15 protein-coding genes are annotated in these 15,599 nt (G+C 66.2%); 14 read left to right on the top strand and 1 reads right to left on the bottom strand.

All coding sequences use genetic code 11. The features are described 5' to 3' along the window. Positions 1-6: 6 nt before the first annotated feature. Positions 7-549: a transcriptional regulator gene (locus WI26_RS33015; RefSeq protein WP_236849342.1), complete on the bottom strand. Its 543-nt coding sequence runs from the start codon at positions 547-549 to the stop codon at positions 7-9. Positions 550-658: 109 nt separating this feature from the next. On the opposite strand from WI26_RS33015, the gene WI26_RS15870 reads away from it, so the two are divergent. The 14 genes from WI26_RS15870 (at position 659) to WI26_RS15800 (ending at position 15,574) form a co-directional block, all read left to right on the top strand. Beyond that, the gene (locus WI26_RS15870) at positions 659-970 is read left to right on the top strand and encodes a hypothetical protein (RefSeq protein ID WP_059465015.1); all 312 of its coding nucleotides are present in this window, start codon (positions 659-661) and stop codon (positions 968-970) included. Positions 971-1,315: 345 nt separating this feature from the next. Next, a complete protein-coding gene (locus WI26_RS15865; protein WP_059509878.1) occupies positions 1,316-2,962 on the top strand; it encodes an EAL domain-containing protein in 1,647 nt (548 codons plus the stop codon). Then, positions 2,935-3,183: a hypothetical protein gene (locus WI26_RS15860; protein ID WP_069226487.1), complete on the top strand. Its 249-nt coding sequence runs from the start codon at positions 2,935-2,937 to the stop codon at positions 3,181-3,183. The genes WI26_RS15865 and WI26_RS15860 overlap by 28 nt, the downstream gene beginning before the upstream one ends. Then, complete coding sequence (locus tag WI26_RS15855; protein ID WP_069226486.1) at positions 3,180-5,552, top strand: DNA polymerase II; 2,373 nt, start codon at positions 3,180-3,182, stop codon at positions 5,550-5,552. The genes WI26_RS15860 and WI26_RS15855 overlap by 4 nt, the downstream gene beginning before the upstream one ends. A gap of 493 nt (positions 5,553-6,045) precedes the next feature. Beyond that, entirely contained in the window at positions 6,046-8,112 is a 2,067-nt protein-coding gene (locus WI26_RS15850) for an FUSC family protein (protein ID WP_069227740.1), read from the top strand. Continuing rightward, entirely contained in the window at positions 8,109-8,333 is a 225-nt protein-coding gene (locus tag WI26_RS15845) for a DUF1656 domain-containing protein (RefSeq protein ID WP_059593634.1), read from the top strand. The genes WI26_RS15850 and WI26_RS15845 overlap by 4 nt, the downstream gene beginning before the upstream one ends. 2 nt (positions 8,334-8,335) lie before the next feature. After that, positions 8,336-9,235: an efflux RND transporter periplasmic adaptor subunit gene (locus tag WI26_RS15840; protein ID WP_069226485.1), complete on the top strand. Its 900-nt coding sequence runs from the start codon at positions 8,336-8,338 to the stop codon at positions 9,233-9,235. Then, positions 9,229-10,641, top strand: coding sequence for an efflux transporter outer membrane subunit (locus WI26_RS15835; protein ID WP_069226484.1), 1,413 nt, complete (start codon positions 9,229-9,231; stop codon positions 10,639-10,641). The genes WI26_RS15840 and WI26_RS15835 overlap by 7 nt, the downstream gene beginning before the upstream one ends. Before the next feature lie 230 nt (positions 10,642-10,871). Then, entirely contained in the window at positions 10,872-11,819 is a 948-nt protein-coding gene (cynR, locus tag WI26_RS15830) for a transcriptional regulator CynR (RefSeq protein ID WP_208604142.1), read from the top strand. A 454-nt stretch (positions 11,820-12,273) separates the two neighbouring features. Next, positions 12,274-12,579 carry a hypothetical protein gene (locus WI26_RS15820; RefSeq protein WP_069226482.1) on the top strand — a complete coding sequence of 102 codons (306 nt, stop codon included), beginning with the start codon at positions 12,274-12,276 and terminating at the stop codon, positions 12,577-12,579. Between the two features lie 58 nt (positions 12,580-12,637). Then, positions 12,638-13,627 (top strand): LysR family transcriptional regulator, encoded by a 990-nt coding sequence (locus WI26_RS15815; RefSeq protein WP_081334364.1) that lies wholly within the window; start codon positions 12,638-12,640, stop codon positions 13,625-13,627. A gap of 153 nt (positions 13,628-13,780) precedes the next feature. Next, positions 13,781-14,098 (top strand): DUF4148 domain-containing protein, encoded by a 318-nt coding sequence (locus tag WI26_RS15810; protein ID WP_069227738.1) that lies wholly within the window; start codon positions 13,781-13,783, stop codon positions 14,096-14,098. Position 14,099: 1 nt separating this feature from the next. Then, entirely contained in the window at positions 14,100-14,369 is a 270-nt protein-coding gene (locus tag WI26_RS33010) for a hypothetical protein (protein WP_069226480.1), read from the top strand. Between the two features lie 95 nt (positions 14,370-14,464). Further along, positions 14,465-15,574, top strand: coding sequence for a molecular chaperone DnaJ (locus WI26_RS15800; RefSeq protein ID WP_069226479.1), 1,110 nt, complete (start codon positions 14,465-14,467; stop codon positions 15,572-15,574). Positions 15,575-15,599: the final 25 nt, after the last annotated feature.

Here is a 15,599-nt window from a genome sequence, read left to right as displayed (position 1 = left end):
GCTGCGTCAATGCTGGATGGCTGCCCTTTTGTGCGCCGTCTGGACGACCTTCGGTTTCGCGATGACGGGCGCCTTCGGATCGATGCCGACCGCGTGCTCGACCTTGCGGTTCTTCGCGGGCGCCGCGTGCGCGTTCGACGCGGGTTTCGCGTCGGCATGCGCCGCCGCCGGCGCATTCGATCGCGAAGAACCGGTTTGCCGCCCCGGCTTCACGGCCGTCGCACCACTCGCCGCCACGGGCGAATGCTTGACCTGGTGTGCGTACTCCTTGACGTCGTGGTCGCTCATCCACGATTCCGTATAGGCTGCCGCCGCGGGCTGCGCCAGGTTGAGAGACGCGATCGACGCGACGAGAAAGGCACGAATACGCGTGCGACGATTGAATGCGGTAATGACGAATGCTCCTTGCGAACTGGCTTGGCGCCCCGTGTCGGCGCCGTCGTGGCGGCACGATAAATGAGCGTATCCGGCATCGCAAGCGTCGGAAGGGTGATCCAAACGATTCTTGACGTTTGATCGATCGATCCGGCGCGCGAGGCCATTCAGCATCGCGTTCGACCGCGCCGGAGATGCCCATGTCGTCGCGCATGCGACGCCTCGGCGGCTCACCGAACTCGGGCCCGCCGACGGTGTCGAACGTGCATCGCCGGAGAATCACATGAAACGCGCCGCCCCTTTCGCCATCCTGATCCTGCTTGCCGCCGTCAGCTCGCCGGCGATTGCCGGCACTGCCACGAACATTGCCGCCGCGCCCGTTGCGCAGCAAGCGCGGAACTGCGTGCCGTCGTCCACGTCCGCCGGTACGGCGCCCAGCTCCCGCGCGGCGTCGAAGGCGCCGCCGATCCGCATCTGCGTCGGCGATTCCGATACGCAACTGAACCTGCCGTGGTTCCTGACCGACGTCCTCACCGCCGTTGACACGCATCAATCGCCCCGCGACCTGCTCCACAAGATGCGCAACGACTTCTGAAGCACGGCGGCCGGAACTGACGCGCGACGCAAATATTTCCCATCAAGCATCAATCTCGATATTTCGCGATTTTTTGATTAGCATTATTTCGTAATCCGGTTCGACAGACCTTATACTTGCCGCGCACCATCCTCGTGCCAAGAGACGGTGTCTTCTGTCCCGGCCGCACATCGATGCGGCCGGGTTTTTTTTAGGTTGCGATACCGATATACATGCATTACCGATGTATGTTATGAAGAATCGCGTCGAATCCGGCGCGATGCCGCTTCGCGGGCTTTGCGAGCGTAGAATCGATTTGCGTCCCGATATGGGCGCGAGCCGCGGTGCCCCGGCCAGGCACGGCGAATGCCTCGCGCCAATTCATCGAACGGTTCGACCTGCATTCACATGCGCACAACAACAAGTACGACCCGAGGACCATCCGCGCCCGCACCGCGCCCGAAGCCCGCGTTCCAGCGCAGCGGCGCGTGGCCGCACATCGTCTTCCCGGTCGCCCTGATTGTCTGCATCCTCGTGTTCGTGCTGGCGCTCGTCGTCGCAGGGCGCCTGGCGCGCGACTCGATTGCACGGCACGAAAGGGACGTAGCGAACGACATCGTGATATCGGTCGACCGCATCCTCGACGGGATTCGCTCGCGGCACCCGAATGAGTTGAACGCGCTGGTCGGGCAGCCCTGCACGACGATCTTCAGGACGCTCGCCGAAGTAGGCACTCACCTGCGTTATCTTCGAGCCGTCGCGCTGGCGAACGGCGGTCGCGTCACATGCTCTTCAGCGCTGGGTGCGATTGATGTTCCGCTCGACGCGTACATTCATGCGCCAGCGCCGGGGACGACGGCCATCACGCTGCTTCGGCAAACGCCGTTTCAGCGTCACGTTCCGGTGCTGGCGGCGTTTCGCGCGACCGCGCCCGACTCCGGCGTCCTTTATCTGGTCGAAGGCGACTATGTGGCGGACATGCTCGCGCACGGGACCCGCTTCGGGGCGGAAACGGCCACGCTGTCGATCGAAGGCGCGGGAAGCATCGATCAGCACGGCGAGTTCGTGTCGCCAACCGGCGCGGCACCGGCAACGGGCAGCAGGATCGCGTCGAACGCCTGGCCGTTCACGGTCTCCGTTACCTCGGCGGAACCCTACGTCTGGCAGGTGCAGCGGCGCTACCGACTCATCTGCCTGACGATCGCGCTGCTGGTCAACGGCCTCGTCGCTGCCGCGTACCTGCTCGCGATGGCGCCGCGCCGGCTGTTGCTGAAGGCCGTGCGCAATGCGCTGAAGCGCAACGAATTTCATGTCGTCTACCAGCCGATCATCGACATCGAAACGCGCAGGACCGTCGGCGTCGAGGCGCTGCTGCGCTGGCACCATCCGAAATGGGGGGCCATCAGTCCGGCCGTGTTCGTGCCGCAGGTCGAGTCAAGTGCGGTCCTGCCGAAGGTGACCGAGTTCGTGCTTCGGACAGCCGTATCGGATCTGACCGCACTCGCGCCGTCGGTGCCGCTGCGCATCGCGATCAACGTCGCGCCGAAGGATCTTGAGCGCGCGCGCTTCGTGTCCGTCGTCGAAGACACGATCGCCCGGCTTCCACCGGGCTGCACGCTGGTGCTCGAAGTGACCGAGCGCATCCTGCTCGAGAAGAATTCGCGCACCACCGAGATGTTCGCCACACTGCGCGCGAAAGGCGCGAAGTTCGCGATCGACGACTTCGGCACGCATCACAGCAACCTCGACATGCTGTCGCGCTTTCCGTTCGACTACGTGAAGATCGATCGCCAGTTCATCTCGCCGCTCACGACCGGCAACGCGAAACTGATCGAAGGGATCGCGGCGGTCGCCCACCACTACGGCCTGAAGATCATTGCCGAGGGCGTGGAGACGGAAGAGCAGCACCGCGCGCTGCATGCGGTCGGGATTCAGTACGCACAGGGCTATCTGTATCAGCGGCCACGGCGAGCGGAACACCTGAAGTGGAATTTCGCGCCGATGCCGGCCTGAATGCCGCATCGGCACCGAACGCCGGGGTAGACGAATACGCGACGCACACGCGTCACCCGGTCTGCGCGCGATTCTGGCTGCGTCACGCGGCCGATGCGCCGCGTGACGGACCGTGCGGCGGCTTCCCGCCACCTGATGTCATCGATTCGCCCTTCGGCGGGAACCGCGCGAGAGGCGCTAAAATCCGCGGCCTGGGCATCCACGACGAGCAAGCGTTTTGACGGAGTTCGAGCAGGGTTTCATCCTCACCCGCCACTGGCGGGACACCGCGTCCGGCATCGAGATCGAGTTCTGGCTGGCAACCGAACACGGTCCGCGCCGCGTGCGGCTGCGCCCGCAGGAGGCCGTCGCGTTCGTGCCGGTCGAGCAGCAGGCGCTCGCCGAACGCGCGCTCGCCGGCGAACGCGATGTGGAACTGCGTCCGCTCGCGCTGCGCGACTTCCGCCAGCGTGCGGTCGCCGGCCTCTACTGCCGCCGCTACCGCCATCTGTCCGGACTCCAGAAACGCCTCGCCGCGGCCGGCGTCGACGTCTACGAAGCCGACGTGCAGCCGCCCGACCGCTACGCGATGGAGCGCTTCATTACCGCACCGGTGCTGTTTCGCGGCACGGCCGGCCGCGACGGCACGCTGACCGACACCGAACTCAAACCCGCGACCGGCTATCGGCCGACACTGCGCTGCGTGTCGCTCGACATCGAAACGAGCGTTCACGGCGAGTTGTATTCGATCGCGCTCGAAGGCTGCGGACAGCGGCAGGTCTACATGCTCGGCCCGCCGAACGGCGACGCGCCGCCCGTCGACTTCCGCCTCGACTACTGCGACAGCCCGGCCGAGATCCTCACGCGCGTCAACGACTGGTTCGACGAACACGATCCCGATGCGGTGATCGGCTGGAATCTCGTGCAGTTCGACCTGCGCATCCTGCACGCGCACGCGGAACAATACGGCGTGCCGCTGAAGCTGGGCCGCGGCGGCAGCTTGCTCGAGTGGCGCGCACACGGGCAACAGCCCGATCATTTCTTCGCGGGCGCGGCCGGCCGCCTGATCCTCGACGGCATCGACATGCTGAAATCGGCGACGTGGACGTTCCCGTCGTTCAGCCTCGAATACGTATCGCAGTCGCTGCTCGGCGAAGGCAAATCGATCGACAATCCGTATCAGCGGATGGACGAGATCCAGCGCCGCTTCGATCACGACAAGCCGGCGCTCGCGCACTACAACCTCAAGGACTGCGAACTCGTCACGCGCATCTTCGACAAGGCCGACCTGCTGTCCTTCGCGCTCGAACGCGCGACCGTCACGGGCCTCGCGGCCGATCGCACCGGCGGCTCGGTCGCCGCGTTCACGCACCTGTACCTGCCGCGCATGCACCGGCTCGGCTACGTCGCGCCGAACCTCGGCGACGTGACGGGCCAGAACAGCCCCGGCGGCTTCGTGATGGATTCGCGGCCCGGCCTGTACGATTCGGTGCTCGTGTTCGACTACAAGAGCCTTTATCCGTCGATCATCCGCACGTTCCTGATCGATCCGGCCGGGTTGATCGAGGGGCTCGCGCATCCGGGCGACGACACGTCGGTGCCCGGCTTTCTCGGCGCGCGCTTCTCGCGCACCGCGCATTGCCTGCCCGACATCGTGCGGCGCGTGTCGGAAGGCCGCGACGAAGCGAAACGCCAGCGCAATGCGCCGCTGTCGCAGGCGCTGAAGATCATCATGAATTCGTTCTACGGCGTGCTCGGCTCGACCGGCTGCCGGTTCTTCGATCCGCGCCTCGCGTCGTCGATCACGATGCGCGGCCACGAGATCATGCATCGCACACGCGAGCTGATCGAGGCGCAAGGCTACGAAGTCATCTATGGCGATACCGATTCGACCTTCGTCTGGCTCGGGCGCGAGCACGACGACGAAGCAGCAGCAGCCAAGGGCCGCGCGCTGGTCGATCACGTGAACCGCTGGTGGCAGGCGCACCTGCGCGACCGCTTCGGGCTGGAAAGCGCACTCGAACTACAGTACGAGCGGCATTACCGGCGCTTCCTGATGCCGACCATACGCGGCGCGGAGGAAGGCAGCAAGAAGCGCTATGCGGGCCTGGCGCTCGCGGCGAACGGCAGCGAGGACCTCGTGTTCAAGGGGCTCGAAACCGTGCGCACCGACTGGACGCCGCTCGCGCAGGCATTCCAGCGCGAACTGTACCGGCGCGTGTTCAAGCGAGAACCGTATCAGGACTTCGTTCGCGACTACGTGCGCCGCACGCTCGCCGGCGAATACGACGGGCAACTCATCTATCGCAAGCGCGTGCGCCGGCCGTTGAGCGAATACCAGCGCAACGTGCCGCCGCACGTGCGCGCCGCGCGGATCGCCGACGAATTCAACCTGGCGCGCGGCCGGCCGCTGCAGTACCAGCGCGGCGGCTGGATCAGCTACGTGATGACGACGGCCGGCCCGGAGCCGCTCGAGACGATGCGCTCGCCGATCGATTACGCGTTTTACGTGAGCCGTCAGCTGCAGCCGGTCGCCGATGCGATCCTGCCGTTCCTGCGCGACGATTTCGAACGCGTGATTTCGGGGCAGGGGCAATTGTTCGGTGACTGACGACACGCGGTAGCGCGCTCGCCACCGTGTCGTCATGCAGTTGCGCTGGCAACCGCTTCACGCCCCTGTTGCGCCTCGGGTTGCGCATTCCATGATCGGCATTCTGGCCGGCCCGCTCGTCGAGCGATAAGTAAAACCGATCGACCCGGTCGGAAATCCGACTTGGACGCCGTGCGCGCCGCATCGCACAATTTCGTCCATCGCAATCGAATGAAACCCTGATCCTTCGCAACCGAGTTTTCGTGGCACTCGCGGTCGCCGACGTGTGTCGCCATGCGCTTGAATAAAAAGGAAAAGGCGCGCAAGCCGTGCTTGAACAACCTGCAACGATCCCCCTTTCCGTGCGGTCTCACGTTCCCGCATACCCCGCCTCCCTCTGCCGCGGCGCATGCCGCAAACCCGCGCTGCACGACATGACGTGCGGCACGCCGCCTCCGACGCCGTAGCGCAATCGCAGCAACCCTTTCCGCCTGTCTCGCTCAAGGAAATCGACGTGTCGCAAGCCACCGTCGCGCCGCTACGGCCGCGCGACCCATTCTCCATCGATCCGAGAAAACTCCTTTTCTCGGTCAGCACTTTTATCGCCGCCGCGCTTGTGCTGCTGATCTCGTTTGCCGTCAGCTTCCCGCGCCCCTGGTGGGCGCTGCTGACGGTCTACGTGACCGCGCAGCCCATGGCCGGTGCGTTCCGGCCGAAGACGATCTACCGGCTCGCGGGCATCGCCGCGGGCGCGGTCGTGACGGTTGTGGTCGCACCCAACCTGCAGAACTCGCCCGTGCTGCTGGTGCTGTGCCTCGCGCTATGGATCGGCTTCTGCATCTATCTCGCGGTGCTCGACCGCACGCCGCGCGCATTCCTGTTCCAGATGGCCGCGTTCAGTTCGGCCGTGATCTGTTTTCCGTATCTCGACGACCCGACCAACATCTTCATCACGGCCGTGTCGCGCGTCGAGGAGATGACGGTGGCAATCCTGTGCGTGACGATCGCGCACATGCTGCTGAAGCCCGCGAACAACCGGCCGGTGATTCACGAGCGCGCGCTGTCGTTCCTCGGCGATGCCTGCCGCTGGACCGTCGACGCATTCGGCACGCATCACGCGCGGCTCGAGCACGAGCATCGCCGCAAGCTCGCGGCGGACGTGACCGAGCTCGGGATGATCGCGACAACGCTGCCGTTCGACCAGCGCTTCGCGCTCGCGACGCGCGACACGGTCACGGCGCTGCAGCACCGCCTCGCCGCGCTGTTGTCGATCGCGTCGGCTGCCGCGAACCGGCTCGATCAATTGCGCTCGCTGAATGCGGTCGATGCGGAGACCGCCGCACTCGTCGAGGCGGTGATGGATGACCTGAAAGCGTCGCAGGAAGTCGGCGAAGCGCTCGACGTCGGCCTCGCCGCGCGCTGCCGCAAGCTGGCGACCGAACGCCTGCTCGATCCGACCTGGACGTCGCTGCTCACCGCGAACCTGTTCGACCGCACCGCCGATTTCCTCGACACGCTGCATGCCGCCCGCGGACTCGTGCGCACCTTCTCGGAAAGCGACGCCGAACTCGAGCGTCACCTGCCGCCCGTCGACAGCACGCGCCGCTTCAGGCTCGCGCGCGACCACGGGCTCGCGCTGCTCGCCGGCGCCGCGACGACCACCGCGATCGTCATTTATTGCGCGGTGTGGATCCTGCTTGCCTGGCCGAATGGATCCGCAACCGCGGCATTCGCCGCGCTCGTCACCTGCTCGTTCGCCGCGCAGGACGACCCCGCACCGGTGATCGGCCGCTATCTGGTGTCGACGCTCGTCACCTTTCCGCTCGCCGCGCTGTACCTGTTCGTGATCCTGCCGCGTGTCGACGGCGCCGGGATGCTGATCCTGACGCTCGCACCGGCCTTCATCTGGATGGGCTACATCCAGGCCGATCCCGCGCGCACCGCTCGCGCGCTTCCGATGTTCTCCTGCTTCATCGTCGCCATGGGTTTTCTCGATCGCTTCCAGGCCGATTTCGCGCTGTTCCTCAATACAGGGCTCGCGCAGGTCGGCGGCATCGTCACGACGCTGGTCGTGACCAAACTCTTCCGCTCGGCCAGCACGCGCTGGACCGCATATCGAATCGTGCGTCAGAACTGGGCCGACCTCGCGCAGATGGCCGATCCGCGCCGACCGCTCGATGCGCCGACGTGGACCGCGCGCGCGGTCGACCGGCTTGGCCAGGTTGCCGCCCGCATGGCGTTCGCGAACGAAGGCGATGCGCTGCATGCGGTCGACGGGCTGAGCGACTTGCGCATCGGCCGCAACATCATTCAGGTGCGCGAGGGTCTCGACAGGGGCGATGCGCAGACGCGCGTCGCGATCGAAGCCGCGCTCGAGGAAGTATCGAACCTGTATCGCGCCCGCGCCGACGCGCACCATCCGATTCCGGCCACTGCGTCGCTGATGCGCGCGCTGAACCGCGCGATCGGCGCGGCCGCGCGCAATACCACCGGCCGCGACGACGCCACGCTGCTCGCGCTGGTCGGCATGCGCTGCAACCTGTTCCCGCATGTCCAACTCGTCGGAGGAACGTCACGATGATCGAGGAGATCCACATCTTCGGCATCTACATGCCGTCCGCGCTCGCATGGGCCGTCGTTGCGCTCGCCGTCACGTTCCTGCTGCGCGGCGTGCTGCAGCGCCTGCCGCTGCGCGTGTTGCTCTGGCAACCCGCGCTACTCGAACTGGCCACCTTCTTCCTGCTGTGGTGGGGCTTCGCCCGCCTCGCCGACGCCTGTTTCCCGCATCGCCTTCTCTCCTGAACATGAAGCGAATCATCCCCCTGTTACGCACCGTACTGACGGTCGCGATCATCCTCGGCATCCTCGGCGCGATCTACGCGCTGTGGGTGCGCTACCAGATCGAACCGCTCACCCGCGACGGCAAGGTGCGCGCGGACGTGGTGCCGATCGCGCCCGACGTCAGCGGACTCGTCATCGACGTGCGCGTGCGCGACAACCAGAAAGTGTCGAAGGGCCAGGTGCTGCTCGTGATCGACCCGTCACGCTACCGGATCGCACTCGCACAGGCCGACGCGAACCTCGCGAGCGATCAGGCCGAACTCGACGAAGCGATCCGCGAGGATCGCCGCAATCGCGCGATGCCGGACGTCGTCGCCGAGGAATCGACACAGCAAGGCACGACGCGCGTCCAGAAATTGCGCGCCGCGCTCGCGCAGGCACGCTCCGCGCGCGACCTCGCCGCGCTGAACCTCGAACGCACGCTCGTGCGCGCGCCGGTCGACGGCACGGTGACCAACGTCGGGCTGCTGCCCGGCGTGTACCTGAACGCCGGCAAGGGCGCGATGGCGCTCGTAAACGACACGTCGCTGCGCGTCGAAGGCTACTTCGAGGAAACCAAGTTGCCGGCGATTCACGTCGGCGATCCGGCCAGCATCTATCTGATGGGCGTCGCGAGCGAAATCCGCGGTCACGTACAAAGCATCGCCGGCGGCGTCGAAGACCGCGAGCGCGCAGGCGGCGATGCGCAGCTCGCGAACGTGAACCCCGCGTTCACTTGGGTACGACTCGCGCAGCGCATCCCGGTGCGCGTCGCGATCGACTCGGTGCCGCCCGGCGTGCGGCTCGTGCCGGGGCAGACCGCGTCGGTCGAGATTCATGCCCGTGCCGGCGACGTCACGGTGCGCCGGAGCCTGCCATGGTGAGCCTGCGCACGGCCCCCATCGCCGCGCTGGTGGTCGCGCTCGCCGCATGCACGACGGTCGGGCCCGACTATCGCGTGCCGTCGAACGCACTCGTGAACGCACCGGCGGCCAACGGCGCGTTCGTTGCGGGCGCATCGGTCACGTCGAACGACCCGCTGCCCGATCACTGGTGGCGCCTCTACAACGATCCGGTGCTCGACGGTCTCGTCGAAAAAGCGCTGGCCGGGAACGTCGACCTGCGCGCCGCGCAGGCGAATCTCGAACGCAGCAACGCGCTGCTCGCGGCAACGCGAACCGCGCGCGAGCCGAGCGTGGGTTTCGACGCGTCGACGAACTATACGCAGCAGTCGGCGGCATCGGTTCTGTCGCATGTCGAGCCGCCGCGACACGAGATCTACAACATCGGTTTCACGATGAGCTACGACCTCGACCTGTTCGGCGGGATCCGGCGCGGGATAGAGGCAGCGTCCGCGGACAATGCGGCGGTCGCCGCGGCGCGCGATCTCGTGCGCGTGAACGTCGCCGCCGAAGTCACGCGCGCCTATTCGGACCTGTGCAATGCGGGCAACCAGATCGACGTGTTGCAGCGCTCGATCGCGGTCCAGCAGCAGCGCCTGTCGCTGACGCGTCAGCTGATCGCGAATGGCCGTGCGCCGATCTTCGAGCAGCAGCGCGACCAGGGCGGCATCGAAAGCAGCCGCGCCCAGCTCGCACCGCTGCGGGCGCGCCGGCTGAATGCGGCGTTCCGTCTCGCGACGCTCACCGGGCAGCCGCCGGAAAACTACGATCGCGCGCTGCTGTCGTGCAGCGCACCGCTCGAACTGTCGAAGCCGCTGCCGTCCGGGGACGGGCGCGCGCTGCTCAAGCGCCGCCCGGACGTCCGCGCGGCCGAGCGCCGGCTCGCCGCGTCGACCGCGCGCATCGGCGTCGAAACGGCGGCGCTGTATCCGGACATCAAGCTCGGTGCGAGCATCGGTTCGACCGGCGGCGCCGCCGCGTTCTTCACGCCGCTGACGAACCGCTTCGCGGTCGGCCCGATGGTCACCTGGGATCTGCATCGCAGCGCGATCCGCGACCGTATCGAGGCCGCGCAGGCCGACAGCCGCGCGAGTCTCGCGCATTTCGATTCGACCGTGCTTACCGCACTGCGCGAAACCGAGATGTCGCTCGATAGCTACGGAGCCGCGCTCGATCGCCTGCAGCGTCTCGAGGCGTCGCGCGATGCGGCACGCGACGTGATGGAACGGACCGGGGAATTGCGTCGGGGCGGCCGGATCGGCGGGCTTGCGGTGCTTGACGCGCAGCGCACCTGGCTGGTTGCCGAGTCGGCCATCGCGGCCGCGCAGCAGGCGGTGAACGATGCCCAGATCGCAACGTTCCTGGCACTCGGAGGCGGCTGGCAATGAGCATCCCGGACGATCCGACGATCGAACGCCCTGCGCCACGTGATGCCGGCGGGCACGCCGGCGCCGCAACCGGCCTCCCGCGCGGCGGGCCGGCATACGCGCCCGTCGCCGGCATCAGCGTACGCAGCGGTACTCCGCACCGTCGCATGCCATCCCGATCCACCGCCCGGCAACCGGCGCATAATGGCGCGATACCCGATCCACGTGACCAGCGACTTACTCCGCGGAAGATGAAGTTCACCCAACGCAGCCCCCTGCTTCGCAACATCAGCTATCTGCTCGCGATTGACGAACACCGCAATTTCACGCGGGCCGCCGAAGCGCTCAGCGTGTCGCAGTCGGCGTTGTCGCAGAAAGTGCGCCAGCTGGAGGACGAGCTCGGCGCACAACTGTTCGATCGCAGCGGGCGAATGGTCCAGCTCACCGATTTCGGCAGCGTCTACCTCGAATATGCGCGGCGCGCGCACAATGACCTGCTCACCGCGCAGCGTGCGCTGCACGACGTGCACGACCTGTCGCGCGGGCAACTGCGGATCGGCTTCACGCCGACCTTCACCGAATATCTCGTGGCGCCCGTGATCGAGCAGTTCCACGAACGCTATCCGGGCATCGTCATCGAGATCACCGAGATGTCGCTCGATGCGGTCGAGACTGCGCTCGGCGACGATCAGGTCGATCTCGCGTTCGGCTTCGTCGACGTTCGATCCGACGAAATCGAGGCCGAAGCGCTGTTTCCCGAGCAACTGATGCTGGTGGTCGGCCGCACGCATCCGCTGACCGCGCAGCGCGAACCGGTCACGCCGACGCAGCTCGCCCACACACCGCTCGCGCTGCTGACGACGAGCTTCGTGTCGCGCTTCTACGTCGACAGCTATTTCCAGTCGTACGACATGCAGCCCGACGTCGCATTGCAGGCCAATTCGATCAGCGCGGTGCTGAAGATCGTGAGCCGCGGAAAGATCGCGACGATCCTGCCTGGCACGATCGAGTTCGAGCATCGGGACTTGCAGTACGTGCCGCTGGATCCGCCGTTTCCGGTGCGCACGGTCGCGCTGCTGCGGCGCAAGGGCGCCTATCGCACCGTCGCATCGACGGCATTTGCGGAGATGGTGCGCGAGATGCTCGAACACGGCAGCCTGTCGTCGCTGCGCACGTTGACGCTACACGGCCCGTCCTGATCTTCGCCGCGTCGCCCGCCGGGCGATGCGTCCAGCTCGAATCATCGCTTCGGTTCGGCGCGGCATCCGCATGACGGATGTCGCGCCTGCATGCGTTGGCCCGCACGCGCACAACCTCCACTTTATTTCGGATTCCGTATTCATCGAATCCACGCGCGAACAGGCAATTCATCGATGCATGATCGATTTGCCTTATCGACTGGATCGGAAATTCGCCTTGGACACGATCAGGGTTTTCCTTCATTCTTTCGTCATCGATTCCTGATGAATCGGTCGCGCCGAATCCCTGCATCGAGGGCCCCGGCGCCCATGTCGCACGATCCTTCCGCACCACGCCGACACACTCGACAAGAAGAATCCGACACGCCCCGGGGCCATCGACAGGACGACTCGACCACGCCGACATCCCGAATCGAATTGGCAATAGACAACGTTCTTAAAATCGGAATCCTAAATGCTCAAGCCTGTCCTTACCCCGCTCGCATCAACCCTTGTCGCACTCTCATGCGTCACCTTCACCGCCGGCGCATTCGCGCAACAGCAGCCTGCGGCCCCCGCCGTCCAGCACCAATCGAATGCAATCGTTGCGGCCGACACGGCGCAACTCGTCGCGCGTTCAAACGGCGGCGGCAACGTTCGTTCCGACGCCGCAACGAAGGCCGTCGTACCGCTTCGCACAGCGCCGGCCAGCACCCCGGCAACGCCCGATTCGGACTGCGTCGGCCCCGTGAGCTTCTGCAACGTCTACTTCGGCAGCTGATTCCGCCGTCTCCAACGTCCGTGCTACAGGAACCGTCGTGAATCATCTGTTCAGTGCGATGCGGGTCTTTCTCAAGGTTGCCGACACGCATCATTTCTCCCATGCCGCCCACCAGCTGAATCTTTCACCGTCGCTTGTGACGCGCTACGTCGGCGATCTCGAATCGCATCTGGGCGTGAAGCTGCTGCAACGCTCGACGCGCAAGACAGTGCTCACCGAGGTCGGCGTCCGTTATGCGGAAGGGTGCCGCGCGTTGCTGCTGGATCTCTCCGCAATCGAGTCGCGCGCCACGCAGGAATCGAGCCGTATTTGCGGCGACCTGAACGTCGTCGTACTGCACAGCCTGATGTCGACGGAACTGGCGGGGCTGTTCGCCGAATACCAGTCGCGCCATCCGGGCGTGTCGCTTCACATCACGCTGACCGAAACAGAGGTCGACCTGTTGGGCGGCGAGTTCGATGTCGGGATCGTCGCCGACACGATGATCACGTCGGTTTCCGTCGTCTCGCGCACGCTGGTGCATGCGCCGCTCGTCGCGGTCGCCTCGCCCGGCTACCTGCTGGAAGCGACGCCTCCGCAGCGGCCGTCCGACCTCGACGGCTATCGGATCGTCGGCCTCGCGGCCGGTGCGAGAACCTATCGGTGGGCCGGCCCCAACGGCACGCTCGATGCGATCCAGCTCGATGCGCCGGTCACCGTGAACAGCGCACTGATGCAGCGGCAGCTCGCGCTGGCCGGCAGCGGCATCGCACTGCTGCCGGAATTCGCGGTCGCGAACGAACTGCGCGCCGGCACGCTGACGCGCGTGCTCGGCGACTACCGGATCGTGAACGACGGTGTGGCCGTGGCGCTCGTGTACCCGGGCCGGGAGTTCCTGCCAGGCAAGGTACGCGCGTTCGTCGATCTCGCCGCGGAACGCTTCAGGTTGCCGTCGATCGCAGCGCCACGTGCTGTCGGTGCTGTCGGTGCTGTCGGTGCTGTCGGTGCTGTCGGTGCTGTCGGTGCTGTCGGTTCGCGGATCGCCGTCGCGGCGGTCGCCAACGCATGAACCACGTGCTCGTGCGCCGCTCACGCTCGCTCGCACGGAAACACGGCGCGCAGGATTCGCCGCATATCCGCGTGATTCGAGTCCCTGAATTTGTCACGTCGGTTCAGGTCATCGCATGCATGCCGAACCACAATGAAACCTCCTGAGGAAATCGTGAAATCCATCATCATCAACATCGTCACCGCTACCGCCACCGTTCTGCTCGCCGCACCGGCCGCGTCATACGCGCAGTCGTCGCATTCGACGCTCACGCGTGCACAAGTGCGCCAGGAATTGCTCGACCTCGAATCGGTCGGCTACGATCCGTCGGCCGGTGACGCCGACAACTATCCAGACGGCATCGTCGCCGCACAGGAGCGTCTGGCCGCGAAGCGACTCGCCGAACACAAGAACAGCGAGGCCGCTTACGGCTCGACCGGCGCGCCGGGCACATTCTCGGGCGCGCCGGCGGTTGCGGCGGTAAAGCGCTAGCGTGTCGCCGATCGGTGCAGCTGGCTCGACTGTCCAAGCCGGCCCGCTCACCGACCGACACCGCGATGTCGTCGGCGCCCGGCGCGACGGCGGCGTACATCTTCACCGCAAATTCGCCGACGGCCGCGATCACGGCGAACTGATCGACGCGATCGCGCGACGCAATGCGGACGCCGCCGGGCGCGCCGCGCACGAACAGACGATGCTGTCCCGGAAGCGCTTCCTCGACTACATGAAGCAGAAGGTGACGGAATCGATGGCGATGCTGTAGCGCGTCGGCATCGGAGCACCGCCGGCCGGAGCGCACGCGCGTCCGGCTAAAATACCGGCCTGCCGCGCCTCCCGCCGCGGCCGGAGGAATTCACCATGACCGCACGTCGCGGTGCCGCGGTCGCCATCGCGCCCGGTCACGAGGCAGCCAGCCTGTCGAAAGCCCAGAAGACGTTCAATACGCTCGTCGAGCACATCGAAAAGCGGCGCGAACGGCTGCGCGCGTGGGAAGCCGTGATGCCGGCGTTCCAGAAGAAGTTCGTCGACGGGCTGTTGCCGCTCGAACAGGAAGCGACGGCGCTGCGGATCCGGCTGATTCATCTGCTCGACGACACGTTCCTGCGGAAAGGCTTGAGCAAGGCCGAACAGCGCACGCTGTCCGACCTGATCGCCGACATGGCGCGCGACGTGCTGCACGTCAGCGACGACGCGGCGTTAACGGTCATTTACAACCGGCACGCCGAATCCGCGCACGTCGGCAGCGCAGCGGCCGAGCCCCAACCGAAGCAGCCCGCACCGGAACCACCGGCGGATCTCGACTCGCTGTCGCCCGACGAACTTGCCGAACGGATGCAAGCCGAGCTCGACGCGCAGTTCGAGCGCGACATGGCCGCTCACGCGGCGCGCGAGGCCCAGCGCGCGAAGCGGAAGAAATCGCCGAAGCAGTCGGCCGCGCAGGCCAGGATCGAGGCCGAGCAAGCCGAATCGAGCAAGTCGATCCGCGAGATCTATCGCAAGCTCGCGAGCGCGCTGCACCCCGATCGGGAAACCGATCCCGGCGAACAGCAACGCAAGACCGCGCTGATGCAGCGGGTCAACCGCGCTTACGAGAAGGGCAACCTGCTGCAGTTGCTGGAACTGCAGCTGGAGATCGAACAGATCGACAGACGCGCGATCGACGGCCTGAGCGAGGCGCGGCTCACGCGCTACAACGGCATCCTCGAGGAACAGCTGCGCGAACTCGATCAGGAGATCCAGCACGTTGAGAACGATTTCCGGCGGACCTACGGCATCGCGTCGTCCACCAAGGTCGCGCCCGATACGGTCCTGCGCATGCTCGCGCGCGACATCGCCGGCATGCAGCGCGGCAACCAGGACCTGACCGTCGCGCTGCGCGAGTTCGAGGATCCTGATCAGGTCAGGGACTGGCTGAAGGACATGAAGCGCCGGCCGGCCTCGTCGCGCTTCGACGACGATTCGTATTGAGCCGGCAAGCGCGAGCGAACGCGCG

Origin of the sequence: Burkholderia diffusa (genome assembly GCF_001718315.1) — a bacterium.
Classification (GTDB): domain Bacteria; phylum Pseudomonadota; class Gammaproteobacteria; order Burkholderiales; family Burkholderiaceae; genus Burkholderia; species Burkholderia diffusa_B.
The sequence above is the reverse complement of the archived record's forward strand: the minus strand, read 5'-3'. Positions and strand labels throughout refer to the sequence as shown.